20 protein-coding genes are annotated in these 13,426 nt (G+C 47.3%); 3 read left to right on the top strand and 17 right to left on the bottom strand.

Going from position 1 to position 13,426, the window contains the following annotated elements; all coding sequences use genetic code 11:
* Positions 1-208: 208 nt before the first annotated feature.
* The 15 genes from rplF to rplC form a co-directional block, all read right to left on the bottom strand.
* A complete protein-coding gene (rplF, locus tag QUB04_RS08830; protein WP_006634987.1) occupies positions 209-757 on the bottom strand; it encodes a 50S ribosomal protein L6 in 549 nt (182 codons plus the stop codon).
* A 122-nt stretch (positions 758-879) separates the two neighbouring features.
* Complete coding sequence (gene rpsH / locus QUB04_RS08825; RefSeq protein ID WP_332978141.1) at positions 880-1,284, bottom strand: 30S ribosomal protein S8; 405 nt, start codon at positions 1,282-1,284, stop codon at positions 880-882.
* A gap of 22 nt (positions 1,285-1,306) precedes the next feature.
* Positions 1,307-1,852 (bottom strand): 50S ribosomal protein L5, encoded by a 546-nt coding sequence (gene rplE / locus QUB04_RS08820; protein ID WP_006634989.1) that lies wholly within the window; start codon positions 1,850-1,852, stop codon positions 1,307-1,309.
* A 202-nt stretch (positions 1,853-2,054) separates the two neighbouring features.
* Entirely contained in the window at positions 2,055-2,417 is a 363-nt protein-coding gene (gene rplX / locus QUB04_RS08815) for a 50S ribosomal protein L24 (protein ID WP_333283415.1), read from the bottom strand.
* A gap of 1 nt (position 2,418) precedes the next feature.
* The gene (gene rplN / locus QUB04_RS08810) at positions 2,419-2,787 is read right to left on the bottom strand and encodes a 50S ribosomal protein L14 (RefSeq protein ID WP_006634991.1); all 369 of its coding nucleotides are present in this window, start codon (positions 2,785-2,787) and stop codon (positions 2,419-2,421) included.
* A gap of 116 nt (positions 2,788-2,903) precedes the next feature.
* Positions 2,904-3,152 carry a 30S ribosomal protein S17 gene (rpsQ, locus tag QUB04_RS08805; protein WP_006634992.1) on the bottom strand — a complete coding sequence of 83 codons (249 nt, stop codon included), beginning with the start codon at positions 3,150-3,152 and terminating at the stop codon, positions 2,904-2,906.
* 68 nt (positions 3,153-3,220) lie between these two features.
* The gene (gene rpmC / locus QUB04_RS08800; protein WP_333283412.1) at positions 3,221-3,502 is read right to left on the bottom strand and encodes a 50S ribosomal protein L29; all 282 of its coding nucleotides are present in this window, start codon (positions 3,500-3,502) and stop codon (positions 3,221-3,223) included.
* A 158-nt stretch (positions 3,503-3,660) separates the two neighbouring features.
* The gene (rplP, locus tag QUB04_RS08795) at positions 3,661-4,080 is read right to left on the bottom strand and encodes a 50S ribosomal protein L16 (protein ID WP_333157138.1); all 420 of its coding nucleotides are present in this window, start codon (positions 4,078-4,080) and stop codon (positions 3,661-3,663) included.
* 115 nt (positions 4,081-4,195) lie between these two features.
* Positions 4,196-4,924 carry a 30S ribosomal protein S3 gene (rpsC, locus tag QUB04_RS08790; protein ID WP_242719701.1) on the bottom strand — a complete coding sequence of 243 codons (729 nt, stop codon included), beginning with the start codon at positions 4,922-4,924 and terminating at the stop codon, positions 4,196-4,198.
* Positions 4,925-5,038: 114 nt separating this feature from the next.
* The gene (gene rplV / locus QUB04_RS08785) at positions 5,039-5,398 is read right to left on the bottom strand and encodes a 50S ribosomal protein L22 (RefSeq protein WP_015178707.1); all 360 of its coding nucleotides are present in this window, start codon (positions 5,396-5,398) and stop codon (positions 5,039-5,041) included.
* 97 nt (positions 5,399-5,495) lie between these two features.
* A complete protein-coding gene (gene rpsS / locus QUB04_RS08780; RefSeq protein ID WP_006634997.1) occupies positions 5,496-5,777 on the bottom strand; it encodes a 30S ribosomal protein S19 in 282 nt (93 codons plus the stop codon).
* A 113-nt stretch (positions 5,778-5,890) separates the two neighbouring features.
* Entirely contained in the window at positions 5,891-6,754 is an 864-nt protein-coding gene (gene rplB, locus QUB04_RS08775) for a 50S ribosomal protein L2 (protein ID WP_333045754.1), read from the bottom strand.
* A gap of 175 nt (positions 6,755-6,929) precedes the next feature.
* Positions 6,930-7,238 carry a 50S ribosomal protein L23 gene (locus QUB04_RS08770; protein ID WP_006634999.1) on the bottom strand — a complete coding sequence of 103 codons (309 nt, stop codon included), beginning with the start codon at positions 7,236-7,238 and terminating at the stop codon, positions 6,930-6,932.
* Complete coding sequence (gene rplD / locus QUB04_RS08765) at positions 7,231-7,863, bottom strand: 50S ribosomal protein L4 (protein ID WP_190657994.1); 633 nt, start codon at positions 7,861-7,863, stop codon at positions 7,231-7,233. The genes QUB04_RS08770 and rplD overlap by 8 nt, the downstream gene beginning before the upstream one ends.
* Before the next feature lie 191 nt (positions 7,864-8,054).
* Positions 8,055-8,690 (bottom strand): 50S ribosomal protein L3, encoded by a 636-nt coding sequence (gene rplC / locus QUB04_RS08760; protein WP_333039608.1) that lies wholly within the window; start codon positions 8,688-8,690, stop codon positions 8,055-8,057.
* Between the two features lie 431 nt (positions 8,691-9,121).
* On the opposite strand from rplC, the gene QUB04_RS08755 reads away from it, so the two are divergent.
* The 3 genes from QUB04_RS08755 to QUB04_RS08745 all read left to right on the top strand — a co-directional run bounded on the left by QUB04_RS08755 (position 9,122) and on the right by QUB04_RS08745 (position 10,901).
* Positions 9,122-9,598 (top strand): NAD(P)H-quinone oxidoreductase subunit N, encoded by a 477-nt coding sequence (locus QUB04_RS08755; protein WP_333059805.1) that lies wholly within the window; start codon positions 9,122-9,124, stop codon positions 9,596-9,598.
* Positions 9,599-9,716: 118 nt separating this feature from the next.
* Positions 9,717-10,322: a VWA domain-containing protein gene (locus QUB04_RS08750; RefSeq protein WP_333283411.1), complete on the top strand. Its 606-nt coding sequence runs from the start codon at positions 9,717-9,719 to the stop codon at positions 10,320-10,322.
* Positions 10,323-10,394: 72 nt separating this feature from the next.
* The gene (locus QUB04_RS08745) at positions 10,395-10,901 is read left to right on the top strand and encodes a salt stress protein, Slr1339 family (RefSeq protein ID WP_333283409.1); all 507 of its coding nucleotides are present in this window, start codon (positions 10,395-10,397) and stop codon (positions 10,899-10,901) included.
* Between the two features lie 386 nt (positions 10,902-11,287).
* Here QUB04_RS08745 and QUB04_RS08740 read toward each other — a convergent pair whose 3' ends face one another.
* Both QUB04_RS08740 and QUB04_RS08735 read right to left on the bottom strand, forming a co-directional pair.
* Positions 11,288-11,827 carry a dCMP deaminase family protein gene (locus QUB04_RS08740; RefSeq protein ID WP_333283407.1) on the bottom strand — a complete coding sequence of 180 codons (540 nt, stop codon included), beginning with the start codon at positions 11,825-11,827 and terminating at the stop codon, positions 11,288-11,290.
* Complete coding sequence (locus QUB04_RS08735; protein WP_333283405.1) at positions 11,824-13,374, bottom strand: thymidylate synthase; 1,551 nt, start codon at positions 13,372-13,374, stop codon at positions 11,824-11,826. The genes QUB04_RS08740 and QUB04_RS08735 overlap by 4 nt, the downstream gene beginning before the upstream one ends.
* Positions 13,375-13,426 lie beyond the last annotated feature (52 nt).

Genomic DNA, 13,426 nt, shown 5'->3' with positions numbered 1-13,426 from the left:
CAATGTTTTAAGAGCTTTTTAGACTTGCAACACTATCTCAGTGACCTTAAGACTGTTTAGTTGCAAATGACAGAGCAGGGAACTAGCTACGCATTCTCCCGGTGTCGTGACTCCAAAAACGTAGACATCGAAAGTCTTAGGCTGGTCAGTATGGCTTGCGGGAATTGCCCCTACAAGCCCAGTGTCTTTAGACCTGGGTTACTGACGGTTACTTCTTACCTGTTTTGCCTGTTTTACCAGCTTTGCGCCGGACAACTTCGCCGCTGTAGCGAATGCCTTTGCCCTTGTAGACTTCGGGCGGACGCACCGCGCGGATGCGGGCTGCTGTATTGCCTACGAGTTCTTTGTCAATGCCGGAGACAATGACGTTGGTGTTGCCTTCAACTGCCATTGTGATGCCTTCTGGAGGAGGCATTTCAACGGGTTTGCTGTAACCGACGTTTAAAATCAGGTTCCGTCCTTGAACCTGTGCCCGATAACCTGTGCCGATAATTTCGAGACGCCGCTGAAAACCTTGGGATACACCTTCGACCATGTTGGCGACTAGGGTGCGGCACAAGCCGTGCAGTTGTCTGGCGACGCGAGATTCGTCTCGGCGGGTAACGAGTAAAGTCTCGCCTTCGAGTCCCATGACGATTTCGGCTGGGATAACTCGGGAAAGTTCACCTTTAGGACCTTTGACGGCTACTTTTTGACCGTCTAGGGTGATGGTGACTTTATTGGGAATGCTAATCGGACGCTTGCCAATTCGCGACATAGTTTTTTGTCCTTTGTTTTTAGTTATTAGTCCTTGATTATTAGTCTTTAGTTATTAGTCCTTAGTTATTGATTTTGGAGTCTGTTGCCAACGACCAGCGACTAATGACTAATGACTAATGACTACCAAACATAACAAAGCACTTCACCGCCCAAACCTTGGCGTCGAGCTTCTCTATCGGTCATAATGCCGCTGGAGGTGGAAATAATGGCTATGCCAATTCCGCCTAACACTCTGGGCAATTCTTTACGGTTCGAGTAAACGCGGAGTCCTGGTTTGCTGACTCGCTTAAGTGCCGTTATGATGGGCTTGCGAGTTTTACCTTTGTACTTTAGAGAAAGCACTAAATGTCGCTTAATCCCTTCTGGTTCGGCTTCTTCAAATTCGCTGATAAAGCCTTCACTTTTGAGGACTTGGGCGATGCTGCGGGTCATTTTTGTAGCTGGAATTTGCGTTGTTTGGTGGCGCGCCATGCAAGAATTGCGAATGCGCGTCAACATATCTGCTATGGTATCGTTAGCTGCCATCTTTTGCTTCTTACTCTAGTGCTTAGTTGTCCCGGAACGGCATTCCCATTTCTTTAAGCAAGGCGCGTCCTTCTTCGTCGGTGTTTGCTGTGGTGATAATTGAAATGTCCATGCCTCGAATTTGATCGATGCGGTCATATTCTATTTCTGGAAAAATTAGCTGTTCTCTCAGACCCAAGCTGTAGTTGCCACGCCCGTCAAAGCTTTTGGGGCTGATGCCGCGGAAGTCGCGGATGCGGGGGAGTGCGAGGTTGATGAGCCGATCGAGAAAATCGTACATCCGATCGCCGCGCAGCGTCACCATTACGCCGACGGGTACTCCTTTGCGGATTTTGAAGCCTGCGATCGCTTTTTTCGCCCGCGTCACCACGGGTTTTTGCCCGGTGATGATGCCAATTTCGTTGATCGACGAATCCAGTGCCTTAGCGTTTTGAGATGCTTCTCCCAAACCGCGGTTCACTGTGACTTTGACGAGTTTGGGGACCTGATGGATATTAGTATATTTAAACTGATCCATCAGTGTGGGAACGATTTTTCCTTGATAAAGAACCTTGAGTTTGTCCGGCATAGTTTTTGTGTTTCGTTAACTGTCCCTGGGCTTGGTCAGGGAATTATTAGTTGTCAGTTGTCAGTTGTCCGTTGTCCGTTGTCCGTTGTCCGTTGTCCGTTGTCCGTTGACTGTTGTCAGGAAAGCATTTGTCTAATGACTAATGACTAATGACTGATGACTAATGACTAATGACTGATGACTAATGACTAATGACTAATGACTAATTATCGATGATTTCTCCGGTTTTTTTGAGCTGTCGCAGTTTCCGGCCATCTTCGCTAAATGTATAGCAAACGCGGCTGGCTATTTTCTCTTTTTCGGAATAGTGCATGACATTTGAGCTGTGAATGGGAGCCTCAAACGTGACTATTTTGCCTGATTCTCCCTCTTGCTGGGGCTTGACGTGCTTGGTTCTGATATTTACACCTTTAACAATTACTTTGCTGACTTTAGGATATGTCTTTAAGATTTCTCCGACTTTTCCTTTCTCTTTGCCAGTAATTATTTGCACGGTGTCGCCTGCTTTGACGTGCATTCTGTAGCGCTGCAGTTCGCTAGTTGCTTTACCCTTTTTTCCGTACATTTTAAAGTACCTCCGGGGCTAAGGAAACGATTTTAGTAAAGTTTTTGTCGCGCAGTTCGCGGGCGACGGGGCCGAAGACGCGAGTGCCTTTGGGGTTGCCGTCTACGTTGATAATAACGGCGGCGTTATCGTCAAAACGAATGCTCATGCCGCTGTCGCGACGCAGACCTTTGCGGGTTCTGACAATGACAGCCCGGACGACATCTGATTTTTTGACGGCCATATTGGGGATGGCGTCTTTGACGACGGCAATGATGACATCGCCGACTCCGCCGTAGCGACGGTTGCCGCCTCCCAATACGCGGATGCACATCAGTTTGCGGGCTCCGCTATTGTCGGCGACATTGAGGTATGTCTGGGGTTGAATCATGGTGATTGTTGACTGTTAACTGTTGACTGTTAACTGTTGACTGTTAACTGTTGACTGTTGACGGCTAATTGATTAATCAAGTACCGATCGGGCGAGCGCAAGATCGCAATTAACTGTTAGCCGTTTTTTGTCCCGAAGATCTCAGCAACCGTCCAGCGTTTGGTTTTGCTCAAAGGGCGAGTTTCAGTGATGCGGACGCGATCGCCGGATTTGCACTGATTTTCTTCGTCGTGAGCTTTGTACCGCTTGGTGCGGACTACGATTTTGCCGTATTTGGTGTGGGAGGAGCGGTTTTCGATTGCTACCACGACGGTTTTATCCATCTTGTCGCTGACTACTACGCCAACTCGTTCTTTAATTGCCATAGCTACCTATTTTTGTTGTGCAATTGACTTTTTTTTAGCTACTGTGCGAGCCGAGGCTAGGCTGCTGCTCACTCTGGGCTGACTTCTGGGCTGGGAGCAGAATCTGCCGTTTCTTTAGCTGCGGCTGATTTTGCTGCCGCTTCTTTCTCAGCAACGATTTGGCGCTCGCGTTCAACTGTCATCAATTGAGCTAGCCGGTGTTTGGCGTGCTTGAACAGGTGAGGCTTTTCCATGCGGCCGGTAGCTTGCTGGAGCCGCAATTCCATTAGTTGGCGCTTGACTGCTAAAATTTGCTCTGCTACTGCAGCATCGCTTAATTCTCTAGCTTCTTTAATCTTGGTCAAAGACATAATTGTGTGCTTTCTCGTTAGCGATCGGTATGACAGAAGACAGAATTGTCTAGATGCTGAATGTCGAAGGAAAGAAAAGTTATGAATGACCGATTTTAAATTGCTGTAGCCGTTTAAAATTTTGACCAATGCCTACCTACTTCTACCTTCGATTATCGCTATGACTGGCCTTCTTCGCGAGTGATGAACTTGGTTTTAATTGGTAATTTGAAAGATGCCAAACGCATTGCTTCGCGGGCAGTTTCTTCAGTTACGCCACCAATTTCAAACATTACCCGGCCCGGTTTGACCACGGCAACCCAAAACTCTGGTGAGCCTTTACCAGAACCCATCCGGGTTTCTGCTGCGCGCTCGGTGACTGGTTTGTCGGGAAAAATGCGAATCCAGATTTTGCCGCCCCGGCGGATATAGCGGGTCATGGCGCGCCGTCCGGCTTCTATTTGGCGGGAGGTGATCCAGGCTGGTTCGATGGCTTGGAGCGCGAAGTCGCCAAAGCTAACTGTATTGCCGCGGGTGGCAATACCGCTCATTCGCCCGCGCTGTTGTTTGCGGAATTTCGTTCTTTTAGGGCTTAACATGGCGAAAGGGAGTTGGGTAATTGGTAATTGGTAATTGGTAATTGGTGATTGCTAATTGCTAATTGGTTTGGAACAACTGACAATTAACAAGTGACAACTAACAGTTAACAATTAGCTAGCCTTCGTTCGATCGATCTTCAAAGTTCTGGCGGCGGCGCTTTTGTTTGGTGCGGGGCACTGCTGCATTTGGTGCAGCCTCTTGTTCCTGTCCGGGAATAATTTCGCCTTTGAAAACCCAAACTTTAATGCCCAGAATACCGTAGATGGTTTGAGCAGTGCAGTAGGAGTAGTCGATGTCTGCCCGCAGCGTGTGCAAGGGGACTCTTCCTTCGCGCGTCCATTCAGTACGGGCAATTTCTGCACCGTTGAGGCGTCCGCTGACTTGAATTTTGATCCCTTGGATGCCGACTTTTTGGGCGCGGGTGATTGCTTGGCGGACTACTCGGCGGAAGGATACGCGCCGTTCTAGTTGCTGAGCGATGTATTCTGCGATCAATGTGGCATCGGCGTCTACTCGCTGGACTTCGACGACGTTGATGCGGATTTGGCGGTTGCTACCGAGTTGCTGCTGCAAACCGACGCGCAAGGTTTCGATGCCTGCTCCGCCGCGGCCTACGACAACGCCTGGTCTGGCGGTGAACACTTCTAGGTCGATTTGATCGGCTTTCCGCTCAATTCTGACCGAGGAAATCCCAGCATTGCTGAGGGTTTTACGAACGTACTTGCGAATTTTATAGTCTTCTTGCAAGAGTTCTGGATAGTTTTTGGGATCGGCAAACCAGCGAGAGCGGTGCTCTTGGGTAATGCCGAGGCGAAAACCAATTGGATGTATTTTTTGGCCCATAATAGTTGATGAGTTAATTGGTAATTGGTAATTGGTAATTGGTAATTGGTAATTGGTGATTACCCATTTTTTTCAACTTTAAGCTGTTTATTACCTATTACGTTTTTCCCTGGTTTAGTTTTCTAGGAGCGGAGCTACTACTACGGTAATGTGACAGGTTGGCTTCCGAATTTGGTAGGCGCGACCTTGAGCGCGGGGTCTAAAGCGTTTGAGGACTGGGCCTTGGTCTGCGTAAGCTTGAGACACTACTAGCTTGGATTTATCCAATCCTGCGTTGTGTTCGGCGTTTGCTACTGCCGATCGCAAAACTTTGACGATTGGTTCGCAGGCGCGGTAGGGCATGAATTCGAGTAAAATCAGCGCTTCTTGATAGCTTTTGCCACGAATTTGGTCGAGGACTCGGCGCACTTTGAAGGGGGATGTTCTGATGTAACGGGCGATCGCCTTAATTTCGGATGTGGTATCTATAGCCATTTCGATTTCGGTAATTGGTAATTGGTAATTGGGCAAAAGGTAATTGGTAATTGGTAATTTTTTTTTCCGACTACCTATTACCTGTCACCTAATTCGGCTATCTTTTCGCCTTTTTATCACCACTTTTCGCGTGACCTCTAAAGGTGCGAGTGGGGGAAAATTCTCCGAGTTTGTGACCTACCATTTGGTCTGTGAGGTAGACGGGTACGTGCTGTCTGCCGTTGTGAACGGCGATCGTGTGACCTACCATTTGGGGCAGGATTGTGGAAGAGCGCGACCAAGTTTTAATTACTTGTTTTTGGCCGGCGGCGTTGAGTTTTTCGATTTTTGTCATCAGAGCATCTGCGACAAAAGGCCCTTTTTTTAGCGATCGAGACATGATTTTTTTAGTAATTCAGGAGTCATTAGTCAGAATTAAGCAGTCATTGGTCATCAGTCCTCAGTCATTAGTTAGCAGTTAATAACTAAGCACTGAAGACTGCTGACTGATGACTAGCTTTGTCTGCCGCCCTTGCCGCGCTTGGAAGCTTTGCGGCGACGCCGGACGATTAAAGCGTCGCTGCGCTTGTTTTTGCGTCGAGTTTTTGCACCCAATGCTGGTTTACCCCAAGGAGTGACAGGCCCCGGACGTCCGATGGGAGCTCTGCCTTCGCCACCGCCGTGCGGGTGGTCTACCGGGTTCATGACGCTACCGCGAACGGTGGGTCTGCGACCTTTCCAGCGGGTGCGACCTGCTTTACCCAAGCTGATGTTTCTGGCGTCGGTGTTGCCGACTTGACCGATGGTGGCGTAGCAGTCGGCGCGGACTTTGCGCTGTTCGCCGGATGGCAGTTTGAGGGTGACGTAGCTACCTTCTTTTGCCATTAGCTGAGCGCTGGAGCCGGCGGAGCGAACGATTTGTCCGCCTTTTCCGGGTACTAGCTCGACGTTGTGGATGCTCGTACCGAGGGGAATGTTCTTCAGGGGGAGGGCGTTACCGATTTCGATCGGCGCGTCTGGGCCTGAGACAATTACTGTACCGACGTTTAAGTTGAGCGGGTGCAGGATGTACCGTTTTTCGCCGTCTTTGTAGAACACGAGGGCGATGCGGGCGTTGCGATTGGGGTCATATTCGATCGCCTTGACGGTAGCGGGAATGCTGTGTTTGTCGCGGCGGAAGTCGATGTCTCTATACAGCCGTTTGTGACCGCCTCCCCGGTGGCGACAGGTGATGACGCCTCGGTTGTTGCGGCCTTGTTTGGTGTGCTTGTTGCTGGTTAGAGACTTTTCTGGTTCTGATCTGGTAATTTCAGCAAAGTCCGAGACGGTTTGTTCTCGGGTGCTGGAGGTATAAGGTCGGTAAGAACGGATGCCCATAATCGATCTATTTTAGATTTTGGATTTTGGATTTTGGATTTGACGTTTATCGATTTTAGATTTTAGGTTGAAGATTGGCGATCTTTGGTTAACTTACGAGTTTTCTGGTTCGAGAATTTCCACCAGTTAACCGCAATTTAAAATCTAAAATCTAAAATCTAAAATCCAAAATCGTCTAGACTTCTGGGAATAGGAGTTTGCGGATCGAGTCTCCGTCTGTCAGAGTTACGGTTGCTCGCTTGTAACAAGGTTTAAAGCCGACGAATTTGCCAACTCGACGCTTTTTGCGCGGCGGGTTTTGGGTGTTGACGCCGATGACTTTGACCTTAAATAGTTCTTCGATTGCAGCTTTGATTTGAGGCTTCGTCGCTTTGGGGGCTACGTCGAATGTGAATTGATTTAATTCCATCATTCGGGTAGCTTTCTCGGTGAGAATCGGACGCTGGATCAAATCTGCGTAGTCGCGGGGGTCGATTTTACTCACCGTAAATCTCCTGAATTTTAGCTATGGCTGTAGATGTGACGATAATTTTGTCCGCCGCGAGAACGTCGTAAACATTCAGGGATGTTGCCAAGATGACGTTTACTAATTCGATGTTGCGTCCTGATAAGTAGACGTTTGGTTGCGGTTCTGGCAAGATTAACAGAACTTTTGTATCGGGTTCGATACCCCAGCGGGCGATCGCACTCAGCAATTCTTTGCTTTTGGGTCTCGGAAATTGCTCTGCAAATTCTTCAACCACAATGATGTCTTCGGTGCGACTTTGGAATGCTGTCCGCAAAGCGAGACGGCGTTCCTTTTTGTTCATTTTGACTTCAAAGTCTCTCGGTTTTGGCCCGAAGATGACACCGCCGCCCCGCCACAGCGGAGAACGGATAGAACCTGCTCTGGCTCGGCCGGTGCCTTTTTGACGCCAGGGTTTGCGGCCACCGCCTCTGACTTCCGATCGAGTTTTGGTGCAAGCATTTCCTTGACGAGCGTTATTCAGTTGCCGCGTCAATGCTCTGTGAACGATGTGAGACGCATTTTCTTCTTTGGCTACGCGCAGTTCTAAAGTTGTTTCCCCAACTTCTTCGCCTTGCCAATTTCGCACTACACAGTTAACCATATCTTTTGTCCTTTGTCTGTTGTTAGTTGTCTGTTGATTAGTTGTCTGTTGTCTGTTGTCTGTCGTCTGTTGTCTGTTCTCAGGTCTTAGTTTTCAGCTCTTAGTTTTCAGCTTTTAGTTCTTAGTTATTGCTTGCTACTAACGGCCAACCACTATCTACTGACTGCTGACTACTGACTACTTACTACTGACTAACGTCCTACTTTTTTCTCAGGCACAACATTGACTAAGGCGCCAGCTTTGCCGGGAACTGCTCCCTTAATTAGCAGCAAATTCTGCTCTGTATCCACCCGGACAATTGTTAGTTTGCGGACGGTGACTTGAACGTTGCCCATACGTCCTGCCATTCTTTTACCGGGATAAACGCGACCAGGAGTAGTTCCAGGCCCGATCGATCCAGGCTCGCGGTGGTTCTTGGAACCGTGAGACATGGGGCCTCGTTTAAAGTTGTGGCGCTTTTGAAAACCTGCAAAACCTTTACCGATGCTTGTACCGATGACATCTACTATTTGTCCCGGTGTAAAGGTATCTGCTTTTAGTTGTTGACCTAATTCAAATGAACTGGTGTCTTCCAATCGGTATTCCTGCAAGTGGCGCAGTGGATTCGCCCCCGACTTGGCAAGGTGTCCTAGTTCTGGCTTGTTGAGAGCCTTTGGTTTGACTTCGTTGTATCCAACTTGAACGGCACCGTAGCCGTCAGTTTGTTTTGTTTTGATTTGAGTTACTGTACAAGGCCCTGCTTGTATGACGGTGACGGGGATGGCTCTCCCTTCGGCGTCAAACACTTGAGTCATGCCTAGTTTAGTGCCAAGAATGCCTACAGACACGGATTTTCTTCCTTTTATTTACGCAAGAGGTTTCGGATTGCGAAGTTTTCGTCAATCCGCTTGCTCTTGTGCAGAAACATTTATTTCAGTGTTCCTGCAATTAACTGTTATCAACCAACAGCCTTCCTCGGTGTTTAAAATTGGAGTTTTAAATTTGGGAGCGAGCTTGTGGAAGTCTTGCAAGGGTTGAGATTCGCGGCTTTTTACCTGCTAGATCTCCGAGTTTTGTCTCGGTCTTGCTTGTTTGCGCCAGGACTTGAGCAGCAAACTACTCAGTATCCTTTACGGCGACAATTCACAATAGTACATGAAGTGTTTGGCGTTTGTCAAGGCCGGGATGAGAATTTTTCGGCTCAACTTTAGGATTTATAATATTTCCAGCTCGCAAGCAGCGATCGACCAAATTTTGATACAGCAGGAAACACAAATTTATGGGACTGATTACGACGGGATCTGATCTGATTCGGGATTTGGAAAAGTCGGGGTCGCTGGCCCTGTACGTTCCTTTAGAAGGAGGATTTGAGGGGCGCTACCTCCGCAGGCTGAGGGCTGCGGGCTACGGTGGGTACACGATTTCGGCGCGGGGTTTGGGTGATTTGGCGATGTATTTAACGGGGGTTCACGGGGTGCGGCCGCCGCATTTGGGCAAGAAAACTACTGGCAATGAAGGGGCTGTGGGTTATACGTACTACGTGCCGCCGATGTTGAAAACTCAATTAGACAATTTGCCACCTAAAGCAAAAGGACTGGTGCTGTGGATTATTGAAGGGCAGATTTTGTCGAGTCAGGAGATTGAGTATTTGACTGTTTTGCCGACCTTAGAACCGCGAGTTAAAATAGCAGTGGAGATGGGGGGCGATCGAGCTTTTAGCTGGAAGCCACTTAAAGATGCTTTAGTTGCAGCTTAAATTCCGGTATTTGCGATCGCAAATCAACTAAAAAACGCAGCGAGCAACTAAAGCTCAACAGCTTCTGCTCGCTGGTTTTGATATTTTTGGGAACTACTTAATTAACAGGAAAAATCTTATGCTTCAGAACCGCGATTATACCATCATTATTGACAAAAGCGGCAGTATGTACACAAAAGACCACATGGGCGGTAAAAGTCGGTGGGCGCTCATGCAAGAATCGACGATCGCATTGGCGAATAAATGCGAAGAACTCGATCCTGATGGCATAACAGTTTATGTGTTTTCCGGTCGCTTCAAGCGCTACGACAACGTAACAGCAGCTAAAGTCGTGCAAATATTCCAAGAAAACGAACCTTCGGGAACTACGAATTTAGCTGCTGTTCTGGAAGACGCTCTGAACAGTTATTTTCAGCGCAAAGCATCCGGTAAGACCAAGCAAAATGGGGAAACAATATTAGTGGTGACGGACGGAGAACCGGACGATCGCAAAGAAGTGATGAAAACCATTATAGAGGCTTCCCGGAAGCTCGATCGAGATGAAGAGTTAGCGATTTCTTTCATTCAAGTAGGGGATGCGCCGGAAGCTACTAAGTTTCTCAAGATATTGGATGACGAACTGCAAAGCGCCGGGGCTAAATTCGATATCGTTGATACTGTCACGATGGATGATATAGAAGGAATGACCCTGACAGAGGTATTGCTGAATGCAATAACTGATTGAGGAGGCGGGCGAAGTTCAGGCGATTATATTTGGGCCAGTTTGCCCAGCAGCATTTTTTAGGGGGTTTAAGTTATGGAATCTATCGAGCGCCTGTTAGGTGAACTTAAGGCAGAGTATCAAGCATCTCAAAAAAATGCTGAGTTGAAAACTCAGGCGCCGGTGCCAGCACAAGTGCCTTTGCCACAAGCAACAGTGCCGTCAAATCAAACATTTAAAACATCAGATATAAATTTGTATGCTGGTTCTTTGGATAAGGATTTAGCTCAAATTAAGGCTGAGTACGAAGCACAAAATAAAGCTCAGGAAGTGGCTTCACAGCAACCGCTTAAGGCTGAGCACGAAGCACAAAATCAAGCTCAGGCAGTGGCTTCACTGGAACCGCAGCCACCAGAAAAAGTCGCGGGGCCGCAGTTGGACGTACAAACGCACAGACAGAAAGTTAGGCAAGCTCAGGTTTGGCTGAAAAAGTTGGATAAGAATTCCGATGAGGGATATTGGTTCGATCAGTTTGCTTTTAAGTATTCTTCGAGGATAGATGCGGCGATCGACTATTTGCAAGTGGTGAATGAGTTTGATTGATTGAACTACACGGTATTCAAAATTTGTAAGGCTGTTTTTGGGTTAATTGCCATCTCTATTTGTGGTAAGGACACGGCAGTGCTGTGTCTTTACAAAGCGTCAAATAAATATCACTTGTATCATATCAAATCCGTTAGCATCGGAATAGTAAATCCGAGTTCACTGTTCACTGTTCACTGTTCACTGTTCACTGTTCACGGCGTCAACAGTCAACCGTCAACAGTCAACCGTCAACATCATGTATGAGTGTAACCGGAAATGATATCACGCGGGATTTAGGATACGGCAGTGCCGTATCCCTACAAAGGACTAGCAAATAAATATCATTTATAGGAACACAGCACAGTTATTTCCTATGGCTGCCACAACCACGGGGAGGATTGAGCCTATACTAAGTTTTTGGACACAGATGTAGGATTCAACAAAAACAAAGCCGCCTTTTTTGCTGTATCTTCAGATAACTGAATTTGTTTTAACTCAACAATACCTTCACTGATAAAAGTATCTCTCAAAGCAGCTTTTTCTCCGCTGTTAAAACTCGTTTCGTAAAACACTTCTCTAATGCCCGCCGCAATGACTAATTTCAAACAATAGATGCAGGGTTCTAAGGTGACGTAAATACTAGCCCCAGCAGTAGATATACCGTGTTTAGCAGCTTTGGCGATCGCATTTGCTTCCGCGTGAACCGCCCTTGAGGGCAAAGTTTTGCTGGCGTCGCAACTACTCAAACCTGGATAGCAGAAGCCTTGAGTAGTACAGTGTGCCGAACCTGACGGCGAACCGTTGTAACCCGTTGCTAAAACTTGCTTGTTTTTAGTTATCACGGCGCCTACAGGAAAAGCCAAACAAGTCGATCGAGTAGCAGCCAATTTTGCCAACATTAAAAAGTATTCATCCCAAGTCGGTCTGTCTTCTTCTAAATTCATCGTCTATCCTGGATGTATTGCTTGCTCGTTTTCAGACACTCGGCCGCCTTTTGCAATTCTATTCCCAAATAACCAATATGCTCGCCTTTGATGGCAGGGGAAGCCGCACAAATTTCTCGCACTAACTTGAGAGGGTTTGTTCCAGAATAACAGGTGACAACTTCGCCGCTGCCGGGAGTGGTTTGCGTGACAACTATTTGATTGTCGGCTACTTCAACTAAAAAATTGCCTGCTGCATCGAAAAAGTCTCTATCTTCGCAGATTTTAGCATATTGGGTTTGAATAAGTCGATCGGCATTTTCAAAGGTATCGTCATACAAGTGAGCCGATTGACTCAACGTTACCAACGGGCCCATTGTCAAATTATAATCGGAACGCCTCGCAATTTCATCTCGAATGTGCTGCTGCAAAGCCCGCAAACCCATTGCATTGGCCGGCCAAGCCGCAAACATATCGTTACTGCGGAGAGTTGCAGTTAGCGATATTTCCTCATCCACAACTCGCACCCAAATGTGATTTAAACAAGGACTGCCACTGTGCTGGTGGTCGGAGGAACCGTCAGGCCTTCTGTTAATATTTCCGCCGGCATCCCACAAACTAATTACAGCACTTGCCGCGTCAATTTCCTTAATTAGTTTGGCAATAACTTCTTCAATTTGATCGCGTCCAAACCACGACCGCATCCGCTGTGCGTAGGTATATTTAATGCCTTCGTTATATGGGGCATCTTCGAGCATTTGCGGTTTGTACTGTTCGAGGAAATCACGGTCTATTGGTAAGTAATTCGGTTCGGGAAAATAGAACTCCGCAGGTTCATCTGTAATCACTGCCATTAAGTCGATTAATTCTTGCCACTGTCCGTCGTAACCAGTCGGCCGCAAGGTGCCGGTGGTCTTAATTCGATGGATGATTTTTACCCAAGTTTCGGCGATAGTTTTGCCTTCGATTCTGTGTCCGTATTTCTGACCGGGGAGTACAGTCGGGACGATTTCAACTAGCGGAAAAGTTAAGGGTTCTCCCCAAGGTTCAACAGATTCTTTTTGGGCAAAAGACTTGACAAAGGTCACTGTATCGGCTATATTTTTGGCTTCTTTCCATTCGATGGAATGACGCAATAGTTCTAAGGCTTCTGCTGCTATTTCAATATCAATGTAGCCAAATATTGAAGATTTAATTAGCCAGCAATCTCTACCAGTATCGCTTTTTCCCGCTTCAAAGCCGTTGCGAAAAAAGTCGAGTAAGCACGCGGCAGCACCGGAGTTGCTGTCTTCTTTGGTAGCGTTGAGAATTACTAAAAAGCGGACGTGGGGATTGCACAGCAAGTTTCTAATTAAGAAGTTGATGCCGCGAGTAGGAGAGTACAGTTGTCCGATGACAGCAAATTCGTTGGGTTGTAAATTTTTGCCGTTAGCGCAGCCCTTGGAAAGGATCGCACTTTTTACTGTCCAGCCGCTGACAATGGCTGTTTGCCCCGTTCCACAAATTAATTGATTTGGTTTGTATAGGGGTTTGTACTCAAATTTATTGATGAGATTTGTGGCTGTCATGGTTTACCGTTTTTTGCACCGCGTACTACTATATCAATAGTTTGGAGGGTTT

Source organism: Microcoleus sp. D2_18a_B4 (assembly GCF_036702475.1).
In the GTDB taxonomy this organism is placed as follows: domain Bacteria; phylum Cyanobacteriota; class Cyanobacteriia; order Cyanobacteriales; family Microcoleaceae; genus Microcoleus.
Note: the sequence above shows the minus strand (reverse complement) of the source record. Positions and strands in the feature narration are given on the sequence as shown.

Bases quoted from the DNA above. Each gene is read 5' to 3' on its own strand.
- rplF (WP_006634987.1), bottom strand. From the start codon at position 757: ATGTCGCGAATTGGCAAGCGTCCGATTAGCATTCCCAATAAAGTCACC.
- rpsH (WP_332978141.1), bottom strand. From the start codon at position 1,284: ATGGCAGCTAACGATACCATAGCAGATATGTTGACGCGCATTCGCAAT.
- rplE (WP_006634989.1), bottom strand. From the start codon at position 1,852: ATGCCGGACAAACTCAAGGTTCTTTATCAAGGAAAAATCGTTCCCACA.
- rplX (WP_333283415.1), bottom strand. From the start codon at position 2,417: ATGTACGGAAAAAAGGGTAAAGCAACTAGCGAACTGCAGCGCTACAGA.
- rplN (WP_006634991.1), bottom strand. From the start codon at position 2,787: ATGATTCAACCCCAGACATACCTCAATGTCGCCGACAATAGCGGAGCC.
- rpsQ (WP_006634992.1), bottom strand. From the start codon at position 3,152: ATGGCAATTAAAGAACGAGTTGGCGTAGTAGTCAGCGACAAGATGGAT.
- rpmC (WP_333283412.1), bottom strand. From the start codon at position 3,502: ATGTCTTTGACCAAGATTAAAGAAGCTAGAGAATTAAGCGATGCTGCA.
- rplP (WP_333157138.1), bottom strand. From the start codon at position 4,080: ATGTTAAGCCCTAAAAGAACGAAATTCCGCAAACAACAGCGCGGGCGA.
- rpsC (WP_242719701.1), bottom strand. From the start codon at position 4,924: ATGGGCCAAAAAATACATCCAATTGGTTTTCGCCTCGGCATTACCCAA.
- rplV (WP_015178707.1), bottom strand. From the start codon at position 5,398: ATGGCTATAGATACCACATCCGAAATTAAGGCGATCGCCCGTTACATC.
- rpsS (WP_006634997.1), bottom strand. From the start codon at position 5,777: ATGTCTCGATCGCTAAAAAAAGGGCCTTTTGTCGCAGATGCTCTGATG.
- rplB (WP_333045754.1), bottom strand. From the start codon at position 6,754: ATGGGCATCCGTTCTTACCGACCTTATACCTCCAGCACCCGAGAACAA.
- rplD (WP_190657994.1), bottom strand. From the start codon at position 7,863: ATGGTTAACTGTGTAGTGCGAAATTGGCAAGGCGAAGAAGTTGGGGAA.
- QUB04_RS08755 (WP_333059805.1), top strand. From the start codon at position 9,122: ATGGGACTGATTACGACGGGATCTGATCTGATTCGGGATTTGGAAAAG.
- QUB04_RS08750 (WP_333283411.1), top strand. From the start codon at position 9,717: ATGCTTCAGAACCGCGATTATACCATCATTATTGACAAAAGCGGCAGT.
- QUB04_RS08745 (WP_333283409.1), top strand. From the start codon at position 10,395: ATGGAATCTATCGAGCGCCTGTTAGGTGAACTTAAGGCAGAGTATCAA.
- QUB04_RS08740 (WP_333283407.1), bottom strand. From the start codon at position 11,827: ATGAATTTAGAAGAAGACAGACCGACTTGGGATGAATACTTTTTAATG.
- QUB04_RS08735 (WP_333283405.1), bottom strand. From the start codon at position 13,374: ATGACAGCCACAAATCTCATCAATAAATTTGAGTACAAACCCCTATAC.